Annotated in this window: 17 protein-coding genes and 2 pseudogenes; 5 read left to right on the top strand and 14 right to left on the bottom strand. The window is 69.1% G+C overall.

Annotation, left to right across the window (positions count from 1 at the left end):
• Positions 1–4 precede the first annotated feature (4 nt).
• From BMG07_RS24270 to BMG07_RS24245, 6 genes are all read right to left on the bottom strand, one after another.
• Complete coding sequence (locus BMG07_RS24270) at positions 5–1,036, bottom strand: ABC transporter ATP-binding protein (RefSeq protein ID WP_198086706.1); 1,032 nt, start codon at positions 1,034–1,036, stop codon at positions 5–7.
• Positions 1,037–1,046: 10 nt separating this feature from the next.
• Entirely contained in the window at positions 1,047–1,946 is a 900-nt protein-coding gene (locus BMG07_RS24265) for an ABC transporter permease (RefSeq protein ID WP_198086705.1), read from the bottom strand.
• A gap of 44 nt (positions 1,947–1,990) precedes the next feature.
• Positions 1,991–2,926 carry an ABC transporter permease gene (locus BMG07_RS24260; RefSeq protein WP_198086704.1) on the bottom strand — a complete coding sequence of 312 codons (936 nt, stop codon included), beginning with the start codon at positions 2,924–2,926 and terminating at the stop codon, positions 1,991–1,993.
• A gap of 33 nt (positions 2,927–2,959) precedes the next feature.
• Complete coding sequence (locus tag BMG07_RS24255) at positions 2,960–4,546, bottom strand: ABC transporter substrate-binding protein (RefSeq protein ID WP_198086703.1); 1,587 nt, start codon at positions 4,544–4,546, stop codon at positions 2,960–2,962.
• A 64-nt stretch (positions 4,547–4,610) separates the two neighbouring features.
• Positions 4,611–6,062: a M81 family metallopeptidase gene (locus BMG07_RS24250; RefSeq protein WP_198086702.1), complete on the bottom strand. Its 1,452-nt coding sequence runs from the start codon at positions 6,060–6,062 to the stop codon at positions 4,611–4,613.
• 41 nt (positions 6,063–6,103) lie between these two features.
• A complete protein-coding gene (locus tag BMG07_RS24245; RefSeq protein WP_198086701.1) occupies positions 6,104–7,264 on the bottom strand; it encodes an FAD-binding oxidoreductase in 1,161 nt (386 codons plus the stop codon).
• 203 nt (positions 7,265–7,467) lie between these two features.
• Here BMG07_RS24245 and BMG07_RS24240 point away from each other — a divergent pair.
• Both BMG07_RS24240 and BMG07_RS24235 read left to right on the top strand, forming a co-directional pair.
• Positions 7,468–8,198, top strand: a pseudogene (locus BMG07_RS24240) (helix-turn-helix domain-containing protein).
• A gap of 114 nt (positions 8,199–8,312) precedes the next feature.
• Positions 8,313–9,581 carry a M20/M25/M40 family metallo-hydrolase gene (locus BMG07_RS24235; RefSeq protein WP_198086700.1) on the top strand — a complete coding sequence of 423 codons (1,269 nt, stop codon included), beginning with the start codon at positions 8,313–8,315 and terminating at the stop codon, positions 9,579–9,581.
• A gap of 104 nt (positions 9,582–9,685) precedes the next feature.
• Here the strand turns inward: BMG07_RS24235 and BMG07_RS24230 are convergent, their stop codons facing one another.
• From BMG07_RS24230 to BMG07_RS24195, 8 genes and pseudogenes are all read right to left on the bottom strand, one after another.
• Positions 9,686–11,833: a DUF3300 domain-containing protein gene (locus tag BMG07_RS24230; protein ID WP_198086699.1), complete on the bottom strand. Its 2,148-nt coding sequence runs from the start codon at positions 11,831–11,833 to the stop codon at positions 9,686–9,688.
• A 155-nt stretch (positions 11,834–11,988) separates the two neighbouring features.
• The gene (locus BMG07_RS24225) at positions 11,989–12,633 is read right to left on the bottom strand and encodes a DUF3299 domain-containing protein (RefSeq protein ID WP_198086698.1); all 645 of its coding nucleotides are present in this window, start codon (positions 12,631–12,633) and stop codon (positions 11,989–11,991) included.
• 3 nt (positions 12,634–12,636) lie between these two features.
• Complete coding sequence (locus BMG07_RS24220) at positions 12,637–13,899, bottom strand: FtsX-like permease family protein (protein WP_198086697.1); 1,263 nt, start codon at positions 13,897–13,899, stop codon at positions 12,637–12,639.
• Positions 13,896–14,642, bottom strand: a complete 747-nt coding sequence (locus BMG07_RS24215) for an ABC transporter ATP-binding protein (RefSeq protein ID WP_198086696.1) — start codon at positions 14,640–14,642, stop codon at positions 13,896–13,898. The genes BMG07_RS24220 and BMG07_RS24215 overlap by 4 nt, the downstream gene beginning before the upstream one ends.
• Positions 14,643–14,646: 4 nt before the next feature.
• Positions 14,647–15,227, bottom strand: a pseudogene (locus BMG07_RS24210) (DUF2796 domain-containing protein).
• Positions 15,224–16,132 (bottom strand): sulfurtransferase, encoded by a 909-nt coding sequence (locus tag BMG07_RS24205; protein WP_198086695.1) that lies wholly within the window; start codon positions 16,130–16,132, stop codon positions 15,224–15,226. Before BMG07_RS24205 ends, BMG07_RS24210 begins: the two are co-directional and overlap by 4 nt.
• Before the next feature lie 56 nt (positions 16,133–16,188).
• Complete coding sequence (locus tag BMG07_RS24200; protein ID WP_269759346.1) at positions 16,189–17,121, bottom strand: DMT family transporter; 933 nt, start codon at positions 17,119–17,121, stop codon at positions 16,189–16,191.
• 73 nt (positions 17,122–17,194) lie between these two features.
• Entirely contained in the window at positions 17,195–18,334 is a 1,140-nt protein-coding gene (locus BMG07_RS24195; protein ID WP_198086694.1) for an aromatic ring-hydroxylating dioxygenase subunit alpha, read from the bottom strand.
• A gap of 182 nt (positions 18,335–18,516) precedes the next feature.
• Between BMG07_RS24195 and xseB the strand changes: the two genes are divergently transcribed.
• Genes xseB through dxs form a run of 3 tightly spaced genes read left to right on the top strand, consistent with a single transcriptional unit; the run spans position 18,517 to position 21,572 of the window.
• Positions 18,517–18,783, top strand: coding sequence for an exodeoxyribonuclease VII small subunit (gene xseB, locus BMG07_RS24190; RefSeq protein ID WP_198086693.1), 267 nt, complete (start codon positions 18,517–18,519; stop codon positions 18,781–18,783).
• Positions 18,780–19,703 carry a polyprenyl synthetase family protein gene (locus tag BMG07_RS24185; protein WP_198086692.1) on the top strand — a complete coding sequence of 308 codons (924 nt, stop codon included), beginning with the start codon at positions 18,780–18,782 and terminating at the stop codon, positions 19,701–19,703. The genes xseB and BMG07_RS24185 overlap by 4 nt, the downstream gene beginning before the upstream one ends.
• An 18-nt stretch (positions 19,704–19,721) precedes the next feature.
• On the top strand, positions 19,722–21,572 hold the full coding sequence (dxs, locus tag BMG07_RS24180) for a 1-deoxy-D-xylulose-5-phosphate synthase (protein WP_198086691.1): 1,851 nt from the start codon (positions 19,722–19,724) through the stop codon (positions 21,570–21,572).
• Positions 21,573–21,646 lie beyond the last annotated feature (74 nt).

Below are 21,646 nucleotides of genomic sequence, written 5' to 3'. Positions count from 1 at the left end.
GTCGTCATGCCGTCACCTCTTCCACGCCCGCCCATTGTTCTTCGACCGCGAAGCAGGCCACCACGTGGTCGTTGCCTTGCTGCGTGAGCCGCGGCGTCTCGGTGCGGCAGCGTTCGCGCGCATGCCCGCAGCGCGCCGCGAAGGCGCAGCCGCGCCCCAGCTCGTGCGCGGCCGGCACCAGCCCCGGAATTTCGGTGAGCCGCGTGCTCGCGGTGTTCATCGCGGGCATCGAGGCCATCAGCGCGCGGGTGTAGGGGTGCAGCGGGCGGTCGAACAGGTCGATCACGTCGGCTTCCTCCACCTTTTTGCCCGCATACATGACCACGACGCGGTCGCAGCTCTCGGCCACCACGCCCAGGTCGTGCGTGATCATCACCACGCCCATGCCCAGCTCTTTCTGCAGCCGCTTGATGAGGTCGAGGATCTGCGCCTGGATGGTCACGTCGAGCGCGGTGGTGGGCTCGTCGGCGATCAGCACCTCGGGGTTGCAGGCCAGGGCCAGCGCAATCATCACGCGCTGGCGCATGCCGCCCGACAGCTGGTGCGGGTACTCGTTCACGCGCCGCTCGGGCTCGGGGATCTGCACCACGCGCAGCATCTCGACGGCGCGCTGGAGCGCATCGGCGCGGCTGGCCTTCTGGTGCAGTTGCACGGTCTCGGCGATCTGCCGGCCCACGGTGAGCACCGGGTTCAGCGAGGTCATCGGCTCCTGGAAGATCATCGAGATGCGGTTGCCGCGAATCTGCCGCATCTCGCGTTCGCTCAGCTGCATCAGGTCGGTGCCGCGCAGCCGCACGGCGCCCATGTGGCGGCCCGGGGGCGTGGGCACCAGCCGCAGGATCGACAGCGCGGTCACGCTCTTGCCGCAGCCCGATTCGCCGACCACGCCGAGCGTGCGGCCCGCGCGCACGGTGTAGGAAACCCCGTCGACCGAACGCACCACGCCCGCCAGCGTGTGGAAGTGCGTGCGCAGGTTGTCGACCTCGAGCAGCGGCTCGCCCGGTGCGAGCGCGGTGTGGGACATGGTGATGCTCATGGCGCGTCGCTCACAGTTGGCGTGCCAGGCGCGGGTCGAGCGCATCGCGCAGGCCGTCGCCGAGCAGGTTGATGGCCAGCACCGTGGCCGCCAGCAGCAGCCCCGGGTACAGGATGATGTGGAAGGCCACGGTCACGAAGTTGCGGCCCTCGGCCATCATGTTTCCCCAGCTCGGCGTCTGCGAGGGCACGCCCACGCCGAGGAAGGACAGCGCCGCTTCGGTCAGCACCGCGGCGGCCGCCACGAAGGTGGCCTGCACCACCAGCGGCGCCACGATGTTCGGCAGCACATGGCGCAGCAGGATGACCGGCAGCCGCGTGCCCACCGCGTGCGCGGCCTCCACGAACAGCTGCTCGCGCAGGGTGAGCGCCAGCGAGCGCACCAGCCGCACCACGCGCGGGATCTCGGGCACGGTGATGGCGATGATCACCGTCGTCAGGCTGGCGCGCGTGACGGCCATCAGCGCGATGGCCAGCAGGATGCCGGGGATGGCCATGAGCCCGTCCATCACCCGCATGATCGGGCCGTCGGCCCAGCGCACGAAGCCCGACACCAGCCCCAGCACGATGCCGAAGAAGGTGGCCAGCACCGCGACCGTGGCGCCCACGATCATCGACACCTGCCCGCCCCACACGGCGCGGCTGAACACGTCGCGGCCCAGCGCGTCGGTGCCGAACCAGTGCTCGGCCGACGGCGGCTGCATGCGCGCGAGCGGGTCGATGTCCTGCGGGTCGTGCGTGGCGATCCACGGCGCAGCGATGGACAGGGCGGCAATGGCGATCAGCAGCAGCGCGCCGATGATCAGCGTCGGGTGCTTGCGCGCCCAGCGCCAGCGCGGCGGCACGAAGGGGGCCTCGTCGGCCGCGTCCGGTACCGTGGGGGTGGGGGCGGGCGCGTGGGTCTCGCTCATGGGGAGTACCGTGGACATAAGGATGTGGGGAATGTGTTTTTTCTTCAGTACTGGATGCGCGGATCGAAGAAGCGGTAGCTCAGGTCGATCAACAGGTTGATCAGCACGTACACCCCCGCCGACAGCAGCAGCACGCTCTGGATCACCGGGTAGTCGTGCCGCTGCACCGAGTCGATCACCAGCCGGCCCACGCCCGGAATGGCGAACACCGTCTCGGTGACCACCACGCCGCCGATCAGCAGCGCGATGCCCGCGCCGACGGTGGTGGCGATGGGAATGGCCGCGTTGCGCAGCGCATGGCCCAGCACCGGCAGCACGCCCAGGCCCTTGGCGCGCGCGGTGCGGATGTAGTCTTCGTGCAGCACCTCGAGCACGGTGGCGCGCGTCATGCGCGTCACCAGCGCGATGTACACCAGCGCCAGGTTCACGCAGGGCAGCACCAGCGAGTGCAGCCACGCGCCCGGGCCGTCGGCAAAGCGCGCGTAGCCCTGCACCGGAAACCACGGCAGCTGGATCGCGAAGCTGTAGACCAGCAGGTAGCCCACCAGGAACACCGGCACCGAGAACGCCAGCACCGCGAACAGCATCACCAGCCGGTCGATCCAGCTGCCCGCGCGGTAGGCCGCGAGCGTGCCCAGCGGCACCGACACCACCAGCGTGATGAGCATGGTCAGCGCCGCGATCGACACCGTGGGCTCCAGCCGCTGGCCCAGCAGCTGCGCCACCGGCACCTGCGTGAAGATCGAGGTGCCGAGGTCGCCGGTCAGCAGCTTGCCCAGCCACAGCGTGAACTGCTGCCACAGCGGCAGGTTCAGGCCGAGCGCGGCGCGCAGCTTGTCGATGTCCTCGGTGGTGGCGAGGTCGCCCGCGATGAGTGCCGCCGGGTCGCCCGGCGACAGGTGGATCAGCAGGAACACCACCACGGCCACCACCGCCATCACCGGCAGCGTGGAAAGAAAGCGTCGAACGATGTAGCCCATGGAGTCGTGTCCTGTGCGCGCCGCTCGGCCGGCTTACCTGTCGAGTGCCCAGAACACCGGCATGCCGGCCCAGAGCTTGTCCAGCCCCTTGAGGTTGGCGCGCGCGGCATTCGCGGCCGAGTACTGGCCCGCGTTGATGTACGGCACGGCCTCGAAGGCGCGAGTCTGGAAGGCGTCGAGCAGTTCCTTGCGCTTGGCGGGCACGGTTTCTTTCAGCCACGCGGTGCGCAGTTCGTCGAGCCGCTTGTCGCAGGGCCAGCCGGGCAGCGTGTTGCCGCAGGCCGCGCCCAGGTAGGCGTTGGCGATGGGCGAGTTGGCGTCGAACTCGCCGGCCACGGTGACGTACATGTTCCAGCCGCCCGCGTCGGCCGCATCGCGCTTGGCGCGGCGCGCGCCGATGGAGGCCCAGTCCATGCTCTGCGCGTCGACGTTGATGCCGATGCTCTTCAGTGTCTGCGCGGCCATCAGCGCCTCGGCGTTGAGGTAGGGCACGTCGCTCGGCACCATCAGCACCACCTTCTCGCCCTTGTAGCCGGCGGCCGAGAGCAGCTGCTTGGCCTTGGCCACGTCGGCCTTGCGGTAGGGCTCGGCACCGGCCGAGGTGTCGTTGGGGCTGCCGCAGATGAAGTAGGTGGCGCAGTAGGCCATGCGCATGTCCAGCGGGAAGCCCATGGCCGCGACGAAGCGTTCCTGGTTCACCGCCTGCAGCACGGCCTGGCGCACCTTCGGGTTGTCGAAGGGCGGGTGCAGCTGGTTCATGACCAGGAAGGCCTGGTAGGCGCCGCCCGAGCCGATCTTGATGTTGGTGTCGGCCCGCAGCGGCCCGATGTAGTCGGGCGGCAGCTGCTCGATGAAGTCGACCTCGCCGCGCTTGAGCGCCGACACGGCGCTGTTGGCGTCGGGCAGGTAGAGCCACTCGACGCGCTCGAAGTTGCTCTTCTTGCTGCCGGCCAGGCCGTTCGGCGGCTCGCTGCGCGGCACGTAGTTGGGGTTGCGCACGAACACCGTCTTGTTGCCCGGCACCCACTCGTCACGCTTGAAGATGAAGGGGCCGGAGCCCAGCACTTCGGGCAGCGGCGCGGTGGCCGGCATCTTGGCCAGCCGCTCGGGCAGGATCACCGGCGGAAAGCCCGAGGGCTTGGCCAGCGCGTCGAGCACCATGCCGAAGGGCTCGTTCAGCGTGAGGTTGATGGTGCGCGCGTCGCCTGCCTTCCATTCGGCGCCCACCGCCGTCATGGCGCGGCCCAGGCTGTCGCGCGCGGCCCAGCGCTGCAGCGAGGCCACGGCGTCGGTGGCGGTGACGGCGCTGCCGTCGGAGAACTTCAGACCGGGGCGCAGCGTGAAGCTCCACTGCTTGCCGTCCTTCGAGGTGGTGTACTTCTCGACCATCTGCGGCTGGGGCTTGCCGGTGGAGTCCTGCGCGAACAGGGTGTCGTAGACCATGTAGCCGAAGTTGCGCGAGATGTAGGCCGTGGTGAAGGTCGGGTCGAGGATCTTCAGGTCGGCGTGCGCCACCACCTTCAGCGTCTTGGGCGGCGTCTGGGCGAGCGCGGGAAGGCCCGCGGCAAAGGCGCCTGAAATGGCCAGGGCAGCGAGGGCGGCAAGCGTTCGTCGTTTCATCGTCGGTTCTCCGGTCGGTGGGGGCGAAAGAAAGGCAGGAAGAAAAGAAGCAGGAGCAGGCCGCTCAGGCCGCGACGCCGATCGGCCACTTGGGCAGGCGCGCCTTGCGGTAGGGCAGGGTGGTGAGGTCGAGCGTCACGGCGCCCGGCGCGCCCGCATAGATGACGTGCCTGGCCACCTTCGAATAAGACGCGTAGAAATGCTGCGACGACTTCACGACCACGATCTTCTTTGCCGCAAGGTCGCAGCCCAGCTGCGTGAACAGGTCGGTGCCCATGGCCTGGTTGCGCCGCGTGATCAGCACGACGTCGATGCCGCCGACCTCGACCAGCGCGCAGTCGCCCATGGGAACGGGCGTGTCCGACAGGCCCGTCATCACCAGGTCGTGCTGGAGCGCCTTCACGGTGCATTCGACGTCCAGCGGGTCGCCCGACAGCGGGCTGATCTTGCCGCCGATGCGCATCGGCAGCCTGGCGCCCACGCCCGCGTCGAAGGCGATGCGCACGGCAATCGGGTCCCACATCGGGCCCAGCGCCGCATTCGTGATGCCGCGCTCCAGCATGCGGCGCAGGATGAAGGTGGAGTCGCTGGCCGCGCCGCCGCCGGGGTTGTCGGCACCGTCGGCCAGCACCACCGGGCCGCCGTCGAAGGCCAGCGCCTCGTCGAGCGAGGCGTCGATGCTCGGGTAGTCGACCGTGAGGCCGTCGCGCATGGCAATGACTTCGTCGGCCAGCTGGCGCGCCAGGGCGTTCGCCTTGGCCTGGTCGCCGTCGGTGTAGACCAGCACCTTGGTGCCCATCTCGGGCACGTCGCCCCATGAGAAGCCGTGCGTGAGCGAGACCGACAGCACGCCGTCCTTGCCTTCGAGCGCCTGCATGCGATCGACAAAGCTGCGCGCCGGCTCGCGCGAGGTGTGCACCGTGACGATCATGTCGCAGTCGACCATCGCGGCCACGGGCTTGACCTTGCCCTCGACCGCCGCGGCGCAGATGTCGACCAGCTCCAGCCCGCGCTCCAGGATATCGGTGTGCGGGTACTCCTTGAACGAGATCATCACGTCGGCGTTGTCCACCATCGCGGGCGTGAGGTGGTTGTGCGGATCGAGCTCGGCGCCGATCACCACGTCGGGCCCGACGATCTGCCGCACGCGCTGCAGCATGTCGCCTTCGCAGTCGTCGTAGCCGTCGGCCACCATGGCGCCGTGCAGGCCGAGCAGCACCATGTCGACCGGCAGCGCCGCGCGCAGGTCGTTGAGCATTTCCTCGCGCAGCGTTTCATACGCGTGGCGCGTGGTCGTGCCGCTGGGCTGCGCGCCGGCCACCATGCCTTCGAGCAGTGTCCAGCCCTTGTCCTTGCCGCGGATGCGCGCGGCCCACAGCGGGCCCGAGTACAGCGTCAGCGCATCGGGGTGCTGGCCGGCGGGGAAGTAGCCGCGGTCCTGGAAGGAAGAGATACCGGTCGGCATCGGGCCGAAGGTGTTGGTTTCGGTGGCAAGGGAGGCACTGAAGACACGCATGGTGGAAGTCTCGTGGGAGGTGGATGTGTGGTGGGAGTGGGTCAGCCGGCCTTGGGCGCGCGCAGGCGTTGCGGGCCCAGCATCTCGGCCGTGAGCCCGAAGTCGGCGATGCGCCGCGGCAGCGGCAGGCCGCGTGCCAGCGCTGCGCAGGCCTCGCCCATGGCGGCCGAGGTCTGGATGCCGTAGCCGCCCTGCGCCGCCACCCAGAAGAAGCCGGGCGCGGCGGGCTCGAAGCCGCCGACGAGGTCGCCGTCGGCCACGAAGGAGCGCAGGCCGGCCCAGGTGCGCGTGGGGCGGCGGATGCTCAGCGTGGTGGCCTCCTCGATGTGGTGGATGGCGAAGGCGATGTCCAGCTCTTCGGGCTGCACGTCCTGCGGCTCGACCGGGTCGGCGTTGGCCGGCGAGCCCAACAGCATGCCGGCGTCGGGCTTGATGTACCAGCTCTCGTCGGCGCCGAACACCATGGGCCAGTGCGCCACGTTCTGCCCCTCGGGCGGCGCGAAGATGAAGGCCGAGCGGCGGCGCGGCTCGATGCCCAGCGGCGGCACGCCCGCCAGTTGCGCGATGGTGTCGACCCAGGCGCCCGCGGCGTTGAGCACCACGGGTGCTTCGTACACGGCGCCGCCGGCCTCGACGCGCCAGCGCTCGCCCACGCGTTCGATGGCGCTCACGTCGGCATCGCACACCAGCTTGCCGCCGGCCTGCCGCATGCCGCGCAGGTAGCCCTGGTGGATGGCATGCACGTCCATGTCGGCGGCTTCGGGCTCGTACACGGCGCCCAGCACCTGTTCGGGCCGCAGCGCGGGCACCATTTCGCGGGCCTGCTCGCCGCTGAGGCGCGAGGCGCCGGTGTCCATGGCGCGCAGCACGTCCCAGTGGGCTTCGAGCTCGGCCATGTGCTCGGCGCCCGCGACCATCATGGCGCCGCGCGGCGTGAGCAGCGGATGCTCCGAGAAGCCCTCGGGCGGGTGTTCGAGAAAGGCGCGGCTGGCCATGGTGAGGGCGCGCACCTGCGGCGTGCCGTAGCTTTCCATGAACAGGGCGGCCGAGCGGCCGGTGGAGTGGTAGCCGGGCTGGGATTCGCGCTCCAGAAGGATCACGCGGGCGTGCGGCGCGAGCCAATGGGCCACCGAAGCCCCGGCAATGCCGCCGCCAATCACAAGGTAGTCGGCCGCGATGGGCGCTGGTGTGTTGGAGGTCATCGGCGAAAAGTGTAGGTAGAAATTTGCGGATACGCAAATTAAAAACGGCCTACCAAGGGGAAACCATGGTGCATCGATACGGAGAAATTTGCGTCTACGCAATTTGCGGATACGCAACTTCCGGGCCCGGGCGCCACGGGCCGGCATGGAGCGCGCGGCGTCGGGCTGGCAGAATCTCCCTGCATCACCAGAGAAAGCCAAGCGTGAATCCACACACAGGGACCGGCCGGGAACAAAGGCCAGAGACGAGCCGCCCACGCTGGACCGCACCACTTTCGGCCATCGCCTGCGCAGCGCGCGCAAGCGCTTCGGCTGGACGCTCGCGCAACTGGCCGAACGCTCGGGCGTGTCGATCACCACCATCTCGCGCGCCGAGCGCGGCCAGCTCGCGCTGGGCTACGAGAACTTCACCGCGCTGGGCCGCGCGCTGGAGATGGACATGAACGCCATGTTCGCGGGCGCCGGCGTCAAGCCCGCGCAGTTCGACGGCCCGGTGGTCACGCGCGCGGGCAAGGGCGTGGTGTATCGCGGGCTGTCCATCGCGTACGAGTTCCTGGGCACCACGGCGGCCGGCAAGCAGATGAGCCCGATCGTCGGCACGGTGCATGCGCGCCGCATCCACGGGCCGGAAGACTTCGTGCGGCATGCGGGCGAAGAGTTCGCCTATGTGCTGTCGGGCGAGATCGACGTGCACTTCGACAACGGCGAAGTGGTGCGCTTGTCGCGCGGCGATTCGCTGTACTTCGACAGCCGCCTGGGCCATGCCTACGTGAGCGTGAGCCGGCAGCTGGCGCGCATCGTCGGCATGACGATCGGCGAGAGCGGCCACATGCAGTCGGCGCGCGAGGCGCCCCTGCTGAAGCCGGTGCGCACGGCAAAGGCCGCCGCGGCGCAGCCCGCGAAGAAGAGCGGCAAGGCGCGCGGCAAAGGCTGAGCGCAAGGCGCGGCCGGGGTGCCGCGGGTTCCATGGGTGTCATCGATTTGCTGCGGATCCGCTGCATGGGCTATATGCTGTGCGCGGCCCTTATCAACCGGAGTCCATACACCCATGACAAAGCACTCTTCCTTCTTCGCCCTTCGCTCCATTGCCGCCGCCTGCGGCCTTGCGCTCGGTGCCGTCGCGGCGGCGCATGCCGCGCCCGACGCCAAGCTGCTGGCAGCCGCCGAGAAGGCGCAACCCGCCGTCATCGACAACCTCAAGGAGATGGTGCTGATCGAGTCGGGCAGCCTGAACGTCGACGGCCTGCTGAAGATGGCCGACGTGGTGGAAGGGCGCCTGAAGGCGGTCGGCTTCAAGACCGAGCGGCGCAAGGCCACGGCCGGCGCGGGCGCCGACATCGTGATCGGTACGCTCAAAGGTACGGGCAAGCGCAAGATCATGTTGCAGGGCCACATGGACACGGTGTACCCGGCCGGCATCCTGAACGGCCAGCCCTACAAGGTCGACGGCAACCGCATCTACGGCCCCGGCATCGCCGACGACAAGGGCGGCCTCGCGGTGATGATGGCCTCGCTCAAGATCCTGGCCGACGCCGGCTGGCGCGACTACGACACGCTCACCGTGCTCATGAACCCCGACGAGGAAGTGGGCTCGGTCGGCTCGGGCGAACTCATCGCCACCCTGGCCGACCAGCACGACACCGTGCTGTCGTTCGAACCGACGGTGGCCAAGTCGGTGGTCAAGGGCGAGTCGCTGCTGCTGGGCGCGGCCGGCATCGCCACCGCCACGCTCGAGGTGAAGGGCCGCGCGTCGCATGCCGGCGCCGCGCCCGAGCTGGGCCGCAACGCGCTGTACGAGCTGTCGTACCAGATGCTGCAGACGAAGGACCTCGCCAAGGACATCCCGGGCGTGACGCTCAACTGGACCGTGGCGCGCGCCACCGGCCCGCTCAACCAGATCACCGAGAAGGCACAGGCGCTGGGCGACGTGCGCATCACGCAGCCCGGAGCGGAGAAGAAGCTCAACGAAGTGCTGCAGGCGAAGATCGCGGCGGGCAAGCTCATTCCCGACACCGAGACCACGGTCAAGGTCGAGGTGGGCCGCCCGGCCTTCATCGCGGGCGAGAAGGGTCGCGCGCTGGGCGAGAAGGCGCAGGCCATCTACAAGGAAATCGACCGCGACCTCGCGCTAGCGCCCATGACCGGCGGCGGCACCGACGCGGGCTATGCGGGCCGCTCGGGCAAGGCGACGGTGGTCGAGAGCTTCGGCCTTTCGGGCTTCGGCTACCACGCACGCGACGAGTACATCGAGGTCGACTCGATCGTGCCGCGCCTCTACCTCGTCACGCGGCTGTTGACAGAAATCGGCAAGAACTGATCTTCAAATGCGCGGCGCTTCGCCGGTGACGGCGAAGCATTTCGTGGGCATTGCCCGCGCCAGGGCGCGGGGAGGCATGGCGTGCCGCCCGGGGATGCCGCCCGCTACGGCTGCTGCTGTTGCCCCGGGCGTTCGCCGGGGCGCGGCTGGCGATGGGCTGCTGCCGCCGCCGCTGCGGCGGCCACGCGTTGCTGCTGCTGTTGCTGGGCGGCCTGTTGTTGTTGCTGCTGCTGTTGCCGCGCCTGCTGGGCTTGTTGGGCCTGTTGGGCCTGGCGCGCCTGCTCCTGCTGCATCCGCTGCTGTTGTTGTTGCATCTGCATCTGCTGCTGGTGTTGCTGCATCGCCTGCTGCTGTTGCTGCTGGCGCGCGGCTTGCTGCTGGGCCTGTTGCTGGGCTTGGGCTTGCTGTTGGGCCTGTGCCTGCTGCATCTGTTGCTGCTGCCGGCGCATCTGCTCCTGCTGGGCTTGTTGTTGCTGGCGGGCCTGGTTCTGCGCCTGCTGCTGTTGTTGCTGCTGCAGTGCCTGTTGGCGCTGGATCTGTTGCTGCTGTGCTTGTGCCTGCTGCTGCGCGCGGGCCTGTTGCTGGGCCTGTTCCTGCTGCTGCATCTGCTGGCGCCGCGATTGCTCCTGCTGGGCCTGTTGCTGGCGCTGCTGTTCCTGCTGCGCGCGCTGTTGCTGCTGTGCCTGCGCCTGTTGCTGCTGCAACTGCTGGCGCCGCGATTGCTCCTGCTGGGCCTGTTGCTGGCGCTGCTGCTCCTGTTGCGGCCCCGCGCCGGGTGGCTGTCCCGCGAACCGGGCCGGTTGGTGCTGCTGCGCCTGTTGGGCCTGCTGCGCCTGCAGGGCCTGCTGCCGATGCAACTGGTCCTGCTGCTGTTGCTGCTGCATCTGTGCCTGCCGCGTCTGCTGCTGCTGTTGCTGCAGCTGTTGGGCACGCAGCTGCTGGGCCTGCTGTTGCTGGGCTTGCTGTTGCTGGGCTTGCTGCTGCGAACGTTGCTGCTGTGCCTGTTGCGCCTGCTGCTGCATCTGCTGCTGGCGCAGCGCGGCTTCCTGCTGCCGCGCCTGTTGTTGCTGCTGTTGCTGGGCCAGCGCGGCCTGTTGCTGCATCTGTTGTTGCTGCTGCGGTGCAAAGCCCGGCGCGGCCGCGAAGTTGGGCGGTGCGCCCGCGGGCACGCCGCGCGGCGCGCCGTTGTTGTTGTAGACGGTGCGCGTGTTGTTCACGTTGTTGACCACCGTGGTCGAGCGCGAGACATACGTGTTGTTGTTGTAGACCACGGCCGGGCGGTAGGCCGGCGGCGGCGGTGCCCCGCGATCACGATCCCGGTCACGCCCGCGCCAGCCCGGCGCGCCCCAGTTCATGTTCCATGAATGCCAGCCCCAGTCGTGGCGCTCCAGCGCGGCGCCGACCACCACGCCGGCGCCGAAGGCCAGCGCGCCGGCGGCGATCACCTGGCCCTGGCTGTAGCCCGGCGCCACCTCGACCGGCGGCGCATACGCGTAGCCGGGGTACACCGGCTGCGGCGTGCCGTAGATCACCTGCGGGTCGTAGGCCGGCACATACACCACGTCGGGCTGCACGGGTTCGATGGTGATGTACTGCGGCGGCGGCTCGATCACGGCGGGGCCGCTGTAGTACACGGCCTGCGAATCGGGCGCGGGCGCGTAGTTTTGCGGGGTCGCGGCGCTGGCCACGCGCAGCTTGTCGTTGTTCTTCAGGCGCCCGGCCTTGGCCGCGCGCTGACGCATGACCTGGATGGCGTTCATCACGTCGGTCGGGTCGTTGTAGTAGGCCTTGCCCAGCGACTCGGTCCACGGGATGTTGCCGGCCATCTGGTCGACCACGCCGCGAAAGGCGGTGAGCGACTTCACGCTCGGGTCCCACGGCTGCTGGTTGGCGGCGTCGGCCAGCGGGCCGGCCTTGAGGTTGCGGTTCTGCCCGAGCCAGTCGTGCGCGGCGGTGATCTGCTCAGGGTAGGTGGCGCCGGCCAGGATCTGCGCCACCAGCTTGTCGGGGTACAGCGCAATGGGCGCGACCATCTCGTAGAGCTGGTCGGCCGAGGGCGGCGTGTAGGCCACCGGCACGGCCGTGGGCGCATTGGTCTGCGGCACCGACGGCGCGGGAATAGAGGAGGCGGCGGGGTCGACGGCCGCCGCCGGCGTGCTGGTCGTCTTGTCGCAGCCTGCAATGGCGAGTGCGCCGATGCACAGCGAAATCGTCAGGAGCCGCGGGACCGTTGGGCGATGGTTCTTTGTCATCTGGAGTTCCATGTAGGCGCCGGCGTCGTGCCCGGAACTCTTTCAACGGTGCGCGGCGGCAGGCGATGACAAAGCCTGCGCCGCGGATGCAACGGTCTGTGTCGGTGGCGCGCCGTCAATGCTGTCGGCGCAGAACCACAGGCCGGGGCGGGGGGCTACTTGGCGCCGCCCGAATACTTGGTCACGCTGGTGGCGCTCACGTGGTAACCGCTCACACCCATCATGGAATCGTTGCGCAGCGTCTGCAGCTTGCCGGTGACCCACACGGTGTCCATGGCGCGGAACTTGGCGCCCTTTTGCGGCACCACGTGCAGGATCTGGTTGGCCGGCGGCGGCGGCGTGTGGATGCAGGCGCCGAAGTAGGGCACCAGCAGAAACTCGGTGACCTCGCCCTTGGCTTCCTCGAGCGGCACGATGAAGCCCGGGATCTTGACCTCGGCGCCGTTCATGGCGGGGTTGGTCGGTGCGTTGTTCGACACTTCCTGCATCTTCATGAGCAGCTCGTTGGCGCGCGGGTCGCCGTCGTCGAGCGCGCTCAGGTCCATGCCCTTGAACTCCTTGGCCGGGTCCCAGTCCTTGGGCACCAGCTCTTCCCAGGTGATCTGGCGCGGCTGGCCCGGCGTGCCCTTGGCCGCCGCGGCCGCGGGCGCCGATTTGCCGCCGAGCGGGTTGCTGGCCGTGGTGTCCTTGGGCGCCGGTTCGGCGGCCCAGGCGGCCGCCGCGAGGCCCGCGCCCGCGATCAGCATTGAAAGCCGGATGAAAGCTCCGTGGGGCGTGGGCGTCGTGTGGGCGATGGGCATGGTTCAGATCCTCGGGGAAAGGCCGTCGGCGAGGGAAAGTCGGTAGGCACGGATGCCGGGCAAGAGGCTGGCCAGCCAACCCGCGACCAGCAGGCTCGCCATCAGCAGCCATTCGTTCAGTGTAGGTTCGGAAAGGCTCAGTGTCAGTCCGAACTGCGACTGCAGCCATGGCGAGAGCAGGGCGATGCCCAGCACCGCCATCACCACGCCGAAGAGCACGCCCAGCACGGTGACCATCGCGCCTTCGAGCGCCAGCAGCGCCAGCACATGGCGCAACCCCGCGCCCACGGCGCGCAGCACGGCGAGTTCGCGGCGGCGTTCGTTCAGGCCCGCCATCACCACCGACACCAGCCCCGCCAGGCTCACCAGCGCGACCAGCGCCGACATCAGCAGCAGCGCGTTCTCGCCGATGCCGATCACGCTCCACAGTTCGTCCAGCGCCACGCCGGGCAGGATGGCCATCAGCGGTTCGCCGGTGTAGGTGGAAATCCAGCGCTGCACGCCGAACACCGCAGCGCGGTTCTTCAGGCCCACCAGCGCGGCCGTCACGTTCTTGGGCGTGAGGTCGAACTTGCGCACCTGCTCGGCGGGAATGTGCACGCCCGGCATCGGCGCGCCGCCCACCCATTCGAGGTGGATGGCTTCCATGGCCGGCAGGCCGATGTGCACCGTGCGGTCGACCGGGGTGCCGGTGCGCGCGAGCACGCCCACCACGGTGAAGGGCTTGTCGGCATGCTCGGCCACGTTGAGCTCGCCGCTGCCGTGCGCCAGCGTGATCTTCTGGCCCACGTGGTAGCCGAGCTTGTCGGCCACCTCGGCGCCGACCACCGCATCGAACAGCTCGCTGAAGGGCTTGCCCTCGCGCATCTTCAGCAGTTGCCTGTCGCCGTAGCGAAAGCGCGTGAAGTACTCGGGCGAGGTGGCCAGCACCGCGAAGCCGCGGTGCGAATCGCCCAGCGACAGCGGCACCACCCAGTCGACGCCGGGGTGCGCTTCGAGCGCCTGCACGCTCTTCCACGAGATGTTGTTGGTGGCCGCGCCGATGCGAAACACCGAGTACAGCAGCAGCTGCGTGGAGCCGGTGCGCGCGCCCACGATCAGGTCGGTGCCCGAGACGGAGGAGGCGAAGTTCTCGCGCAGCTCGGTGCGGATGCGCTCCACGCCCAGCAGCAGAAAGGTCGACAGCGCAATGGAGAACACCGTGAGCGCGAGCGTGAAGCGCCGGTTCCAGGCGCTGCGCCATGCAATCGAAAAAAGCGCTCTCATGCGTCCACCGCCATCGCGCTGCCGGCCGCGCGGTTGATTTCGGGCAGCAGCACGTGCCGCACGAAGCGCTGCGCAATGCGCTGGTCGTGGCTCACGAACACCAGCGCGCTGTGGTTCTGCGCGCAGGCCGTCAGCAGCACGTCGAGGAAGGCTTCGCGCCGGTCTTCGTCGAGCGCGGAGGTGGGCTCGTCGGCGATCACCACTTCGGGCTGGCCGATGAGCGCGCGCGCCGCGGCCACGCGCTGCTGCTGGCCGACCGACAGCTGCAGCGCCTGGCGCTTCCAGAGGTTGCGGTCCAGGCCCATCTGCGCGAGCAGGTGCTCGGCCTCGTCGCGCGAGCTGCCGTTGCGCGCGGCCTGGGCCTCGCGCCGCGCCGAGAAGCGGCAGGGCAGCAGCACGTTGTCGAGCACGCTCAGGTACGGCAGCAGGTTGAACTGCTGGAAGATGTAGCCCACGTGCGCCACGCGGCTGCGGTCGCGCTGGGTGCCCGAGAGCTTCGACCAGTCGTGGCCCAGCAGCGTGACGCGGCCTTCGTCGGCCACCAGCACGCCGGCCAGCAGCGACAGCAGCGTGCTCTTGCCGCAGCCGCTGGGGCCGTGCAGGAACACCGATTCGCCGGCGGTGATGCGAAAGGCCTCGATGTCGATGCACGGTGTTTTCACGCCGGGCCACGAGAAGCGCAGCGCTTCGGCGGCGAGAACGACGCGCAAAGGCGCCGCCCCGCCCTGCAAGGGGGTGCTCACAGTGTCACTTGCCCCAGCCGAGGCGAACCGGCTGGGCCGCCTGCGCGCCGGCGGGGCGCTTGAGCTGGCGCTTGAACTGGCCTTGCGCGGAGGCAATCTGCGAATCGATCTGGCGCAGCCCCTTGAACACGTTGAACAGGTTCACGTCGATGAACTTCGCGGCGGCCGCGTTGGTGCAGTTGAAGGAGAAGGTGGCGTCCAGGTCGGCATGGCCGACGGGCTCGGCCGGGTCGGGGTTGCCCAGGCCCAGCGCGCCGGAACGCAAATCGACCGGGCCGAGCTTGCAGTTGGCGGCCGGGTCGATGACGAAGAGCTTGTCGGCCGCGCGCAGTTGGGCGACGGCTTCCTCGACGGTCTTTTTCTCGGCGTCGGTCTGGGCGCGCGCTCGAAGCCGACGATGTTGTCCAGCGGCGAGTCCATGTCGATCACCACCGTGGGGCCGTCCACGGCCACGTCGAGCTTGAGCTGGCCGTGCACGTGCGCGTGTTGCTGCTGCGCCTGCGCCGAGAGGAACGGGGCCGCCGCGAACAGCGCGGCGGTGAGTGCGAGACCGGTGGAGGTACGTCGGAGTCGGATGTGCTTCATGGTTCAGCGCCTTGCCGGGTCGGCAGCCCCGGCGTGTTGCTCCATTCGCTCCAGCTGCCGGCATAGAGCGCGGTCGTCCCGAACCCCGCGATCTGCATCGCGAGCAGGTTGGGCACGGCGCTCACGCCACTGCCGCATTGATGGACGACGCTCGCCGCGTCGCGTCCCGCGAGCAGCGCTTCGAACTCGGCACGCAATTGCGATGCCGGCTTGAACTTGCCGTCCGGGCCGATGTTTTCGGCGAAGGGCCGGTTCAGGGCCCCGGGGATGTGACCGGCAATCGGGTCCAGAGGTTCCACCTCGCCGCGGTAACGTGCGCCGGCGCGTGCGTCGATCAGGTTCTGGTCAGGCTGGCCGAGCCGGCGCACCACCATGTCGGTGGTCACGAGCCTGGCAAGGGGCTCGCCGGTGACGAAGTTCGACTGGAAGCGCGCGGGCTCCTCGCGGCCGGTGACCTCGCCGCCCGCGGCCTGCCAGGCCTGCAGGCCGCCGTCGAGCACGGCCACGGCGTCGTGGCCCATCCACTTGAGCATCCACCACAAGCGCCCGCAGTAGTTGGCGCCGTTGCGGTCGTACACCACGGCCTGCATGTCGTTGGCGAAGCCGACGCTCGAGAGCCACTGCGCGAACTTCTCGCGGCTGGGCAGCGGGTGGCGCCCGCCCGAGGCCGGCACGCCGTCTTCCTGGGCGACGACCACGTCGCCACGGGCGCCGGGCGCGCCGTGGCGGGCGCTCAGGGCGGTGTCGAGGTTGGCGTGCAGTGCGCCCGGAATGTGCGCGGCGGCGTACTGCTGCGCACCGGCTTCGGGCTTCATGAGGTCGAAGCTGCAGTCGAACACCATGAGGGGCGTGTCGGCTCTTTGCAGCTGCTGGAGTTGTTCGACGCTGACGAGGGTGGTGTACATGGCGTGTGTGTCCTTCGTTGTCGGGGCCGCCGCGGGCCCGCGCGGTTCAATTCAGTTCAATGCTCTTCGGCCGGTGCCTTGGGCACGGCCCGTTGCCGCAACACAGTTGCGGCAATGCCGCTCGCGATGATAAGAGCCATGCCGCCCCAGCCGGCGGCGTCGATGCGGTCGTCGAACAGCACCACGCTGTAGAACGCCGCGAAGACGATGCCCGAGTACTGCAGGTTGGCCACCACCAGCGTACCGGCCTGGGTCTTGGCCGTGGCGTAGGCGCGGGTCATGCAGAGTTGTCCGAGGGCGGCCAGCAGGCCGATCGGCAGCAGCCACAGCGCATGCTGCCATGTCCACGCGCCGCCGCCCGAAAAGCCGGTGGCGGCCGTGGCAAAGGCCCCGGCCACGGCCGAGCCGACCGCGAAATAGAACACCGTGCGCAGCTCGGGTTCGCCGATGCGCGATAGCGCCACCACCTGCATGTAGGCAAAGGCGGCCGTCAGGCCCGACAGCAGGCCCAGCAGGCCCGCGAAGCCCTCGTTGCCGTTGACGGTGGGCTTGAGCATGAGCACCACGCCCACGAAGCCCGCCAGCACGGTCAGCGCCAGCGCGCCCTGCAGCGGCGGGCGCTCGACGCGGCCGTCGCGCCCGGGCACCGGCACCCACGCGAGCAGCGCGCCGCCGATCAGGAAGGCCGCGACCCACACGCTGCTCATGTAGTTGAGCGTGACGGCGGTGGCCAGCGGCATGTGGGCAATGGCGTAGAACCACGCGCCGAGCGACACCACGCCGATGGTGCTGCGCCAGGCGTGCATGCCGGGGTATCTGGTGGCCAGCGAGACGCCGCGGTTGCGCGCCAGCAGCCACAGGAACACGATGCCGATGAGGCCGCGCCCCAGCACCATTTCACCGCTGTTGAACCACGCCGAGGCGATTTTCACGACCACGCTCATGGTGGCGAACAAGAAGGCTCCCAACACCATCCACAGCGCTTGCATCGTCAGTCAGTCTCGAAAACTAGAAGGAAATCAAAAAGGCCCGATGGGTGCATCGGGCCGGGGCGGGAAGAACTCAGGGCTGCTGCATCGCAGCGCGGTACCACTCGTGGAACTGCTGCATGCCGTCTTCCATCGGGCTCTGGTAGGGGCCCGTCTCGTTGTCGCCGCGCAGCATCAGCGCGCGGCGCCCGGCGTCCATGCGCTCGGCGATCTCGTCGTCTTCCACGCAGGTTTCCATGTAGGCGGCCTGCTGGGCCTCGACGAACTCGCGCTCGAAGGCGACGATTTCCTCGGGGTAGAAGAACTCGACCATATTGAGCGTCCTAGTCGGGCTCACGGGGTGCAGGGTCGACACCGTGAGCACGTGCGGATACCACTCGACCATCACGTGCGGGTAGTAGGTCAGCCAGATGGCGCCGTACTTCGGCGGCTTGCCGTCGCGGTACTTCAGCAGCTGCTCCTGCCACTTCTGGTAGACCGGGCTGCCCGCGCGGCCCAGCCGGTTGGCCACGCCCACCGTCTGCACCGAGTAGTTCGGGTTGAACTCCCAGCGCAGGTCGTCGCAGGTGACGAAGCTGCCCAGGCCGGGGTGGAAGGGCCCGACGTGGTAGTCCTCCAGGTAGACCTCGATGAAGGTCTTCCAGTTGTAGTTGCACTCGTGCAGCTCGACGCGGTCGAGCGCGTAACCCGAGAAGTCGAGGTCGGCCTGCGGGCCGAGGCCGGCCATGTCGGCCGCCACGTCGCGGCCCGTGCCGTCGAGGTTCTTCTCGAACAGAAGGCCGTTCCATTCGGTGAGCGGGTAGTTGTGCAGGTTCAGGCAGGGGTCCTGCTCGAAATGCGGGGCGCCGATCAGGGTGCCCGTGGCGCGCGGGTCGCTCGCGGCGTAGGTCCAGCGGTGCAGCGGGCACACGATGTTGCCGCCGGCCTGGTTGTCGAGCTGGCCCCGGCCCTGCAGGATGAGGGCCTGGCGGTGGCGGCAGACGTTCGAGATCAGCTCCACGCCCTTGGGCGTATGCACCAGCGCACGGCCCTGGTGCTCTTGCGGCAGGGTGTGGAAGTTGCCCCGTTCGGGCACGGCCAGGCGATGGCCGACGTAGCGGGGCCCTCGCGCGAAAAGGTTTTGCATTTCGCGGGCGTAAAGTGCCTCGTCGAAATACGCGGAAACTGGAAGTTGGCTTGCGGCCTGCTGCAGTTGAAGACTTAAATCAGACATGGAGGACCTGACCAAGCTCCCCACAGGGAGAAAAAAAGAAAAGAACGGAAGGCGCCGCCAGGAAGATTCGGCGGCCCGAAGAGGTGTTGAACATCGTCAACGAGAGAAGTTCGCATTGTACCCGGGGCCCCCCGTTTTGCCCCCCGCCCTAAAATGCCCGGTTTCACCCACGTTACGCTTGCATGCCCAAGGTGCCAACTCCTTCCTCGTCCAGCCCGGCGGCAACGCCCGATACGGGCCCGCTGCCCGCCAGTTACGAAGCCGGGCTCCAGGAACTGGAGCAACTGGTCGCAGAACTCGAGTCGGGCCAGCTGCCCCTCGACCAGTTGCTCGGTAGCTACCAGCGCGGAGCCGCGCTGCTCGCCTTCTGCCGCGACAAGCTGCAGGCGGTCGAAGACCAGATCAAGGTGCTCGATGCGGGCAGCCTGAAGGTCTGGACGGCCGAATGAGTGCCGCCACGCCGATCGATTCGCCCCATTGGGACGCAAAGACCCTGGCCGGCTGGAGTGAACCCCACCTGGCGAGCGTCGAATCGGCGCTGTCGCGCTGGGTGGGTGTCGACGCGCCCGTGCTGCTGGGCGACGCCATGCGCTACGCCGTGCTCGACGGCGGCAAGCGCCTGCGCCCGCTGCTGGTGCTGGCCGCCAGCGAGGCCGTCGGCGGCAACCAGGCCGCCGCCCTGCGTGCCGCCTGCGCCACCGAGCTGATCCACGCCTATTCCCTGGTGCACGACGACCTGCCGTGCATGGACAACGACGTGCTGCGCCGCGGCAAGCCCACGGTGCACGTCAAGTTCGGCGAGGCCGACGCCCTGCTGGCCGGCGACGCGCTGCAGGCCCTGGCCTTCGAGCTGCTCACGCCGGAAGGCGACGAAGTCCCCGCCGCCACCCAGGCTTTGCTGTGCCGCCTGCTCGCGCGCGCCGCGGGCAGCCAGGGCATGGCCGGCGGCCAGGCCATCGACCTGGCCAGCGTGGGCATTGCCCTGAACGAAGCGCAACTGCGCGAAATGCACCGCCTGAAGACCGGCGCGCTGCTGCAGGGCAGCGTCGAGATGGGCGCCGCCTGCGGCTCGGTAACACCCGCCGCGCTGGCCGCGCTGCGCGACTACGGCGCCGCCATCGGCCTGGCGTTCCAGGTGGTCGACGACATCCTCGACGTCACGGCCGACTCGCAGACCCTGGGCAAGACCGCCGGCAAGGACGCCGCGGCCGACAAGCCCACGTATGTTTCGCTGCTCGGCCTGGACGGCGCGCGCGCCCAGGCCCGAGCGCTGCTGGCCGACGCACTGGCCGCGCTGCAAAAGAGCGGCCTGGCCGACACCGCCGCCCTGCGCGCGCTGGCCCACATGGTGGTCGACCGCGACCGCTGAGAAAAAACAAGAACTCCCATGGCTCCGCTGCTTCCCACACTCCACGACCCCGCGCCGATCCGCAAGTTCGACCGGGCCCAACTGCGCCAGCTGTCCGACGAGGTGCGCGCCTGCGTGCTCGACAACGTCTCGCGCACCGGCGGCCACCTGAGCTCCAACCTCGGCACGGTCGAACTCACGGTCGCGCTGCACCACGTGTTCAACACGCCGCACGACCGGCTGGTGTGGGACGTGGGTCACCAGACCTACCCGCACAAGATCCTCACGGGCCGTCGCGAGCGCATGCCCACCTTGCGCCAGATCGGCGGCATCTCGGGCTTTCCGCAGCGCACCGAGAGCGAGTACGACACCTTCGGCACCGCCCACTCGTCGACCAGCATCTCGGCCGCGCTGGGCATGGCCATGGGCGCCAAGCAGAAGGGCGAAGACCGCCACACCGTGGCCATCATCGGCGACGGCGCACTCACGGCCGGCATGGCCTTCGAGGCGCTGAACAACGCGGGCGTGTGCGACTGCAAGCTGCTGGTGATCCTGAACGACAACGACATGTCGATCAGCCCGCCGGTGGGCGCGCTCAACCGCTATCTCGCGCAACTGATGAGCGGCAACTTCTACGCCGCCGCCAAGAGCGTCGGCAAGAGCGTGCTGCGCAATGCGCCGCCGCTGTTCGAGCTGGCCAAGCGACTGGAGCAGCATGCCAAGGGCATGGTGGTGCCGGCCACGCTGTTCGAGCAGTTCGGCTTCAACTACGTGGGCCCGATCGACGGCCACGACCTCGACTCGCTGGTGCCCACGCTCGAGAACCTCAAGCACCTGGAAGGCCCGCAGTTCCTGCACGTGGTCACGAAGAAGGGGCAGGGCTACAAGCTGGCCGAGGCCGACCCGGTGGCCTACCACGGCCCCGGCAAGTTCGACCCGCAGGTGGGGCTGGTCAAGTCGACCGCCGTCGCCAAGCAGACCTTCACGCAGGTGTTCGGCCAATGGCTGTGCGACACCGCCGCCGCCGACGGCCGCCTCGTGGGCATCACGCCCGCGATGCGCGAAGGCTCGGGGCTCGTCGAATTCGAGAAGCGCTTTCCCGACCGCTACTACGACGTCGGCATCGCCGAGCAGCACGCGGTGACCTTCGCCGCCGGCCTGGCCTGCGAAGGGCTGAAGCCGGTGGTCGCGATCTACTCGACCTTCCTGCAGCGCGCCTACGACCAGTTGATCCACGACGTGGCGATCCAGAACCTGCCGGTGGTGTTCGCACTCGACCGCGCGGGCCTCGTGGGCGCCGACGGCGCGACGCATGCGGGCGCGTACGACATCCCGTTCCTGCGCTGCATTCCGAACATGAGCATCGCCTGCCCCGCCGACGAGCGCGAGTGCCGGCAGCTGCTGACCAGCGCCTACGAGCAGAGCCACCCGGTGGCCGTGCGTTATCCGCGCGGGTCGGGGGCGGGCGTCACGCCGCACCTGACGCTGGAGTCGCTGCCGCTGGGCAAGGGCGAGATCCGCCGCGAAGGCAAGCGCATCGCGATCCTGGCGTTCGGCACGCTGCTGTATCCGGCGCTGACGGCGGCCGAGTCGCTCGATGCGACGGTGGTCAACATGCGCTGGGCCAAGCCGCTGGACGTCGAGCTGCTGCTGCAGGTCGCGCGCACGCACGACGCCATCGTGACGCTGGAAGAGGGCGCGATCATGGGCGGCGCGGGCAGCGCGGTGCTCGAGGCGCTGCAGGCGGCGAACGTGTTGAAGCCGGTGCTGCAGCTGGGGCTGCCGGACCAGTTCATCGAACACGGCGACCCGGTCAAGCTGCTGGCCGGCATCGGCCTGGACGCGCCGGGCATCGAAGCTTCGATCGTCGAGCGCTTCGGCCGCGCCTGAGTTTCCTGTCTTGCTCCTTCCCCTTCCGGGGGAAGGCTGGGATGGGGGCAAGCGGCCTTGAAAACGCCGCGGCA

The sequence above is a fragment of the Variovorax sp. E3 genome, from assembly GCF_016082275.1.
GTDB lineage: Bacteria > Pseudomonadota > Gammaproteobacteria > Burkholderiales > Burkholderiaceae_C > Variovorax.
This window is presented reverse-complemented; position numbering and strand designations above follow the sequence as displayed.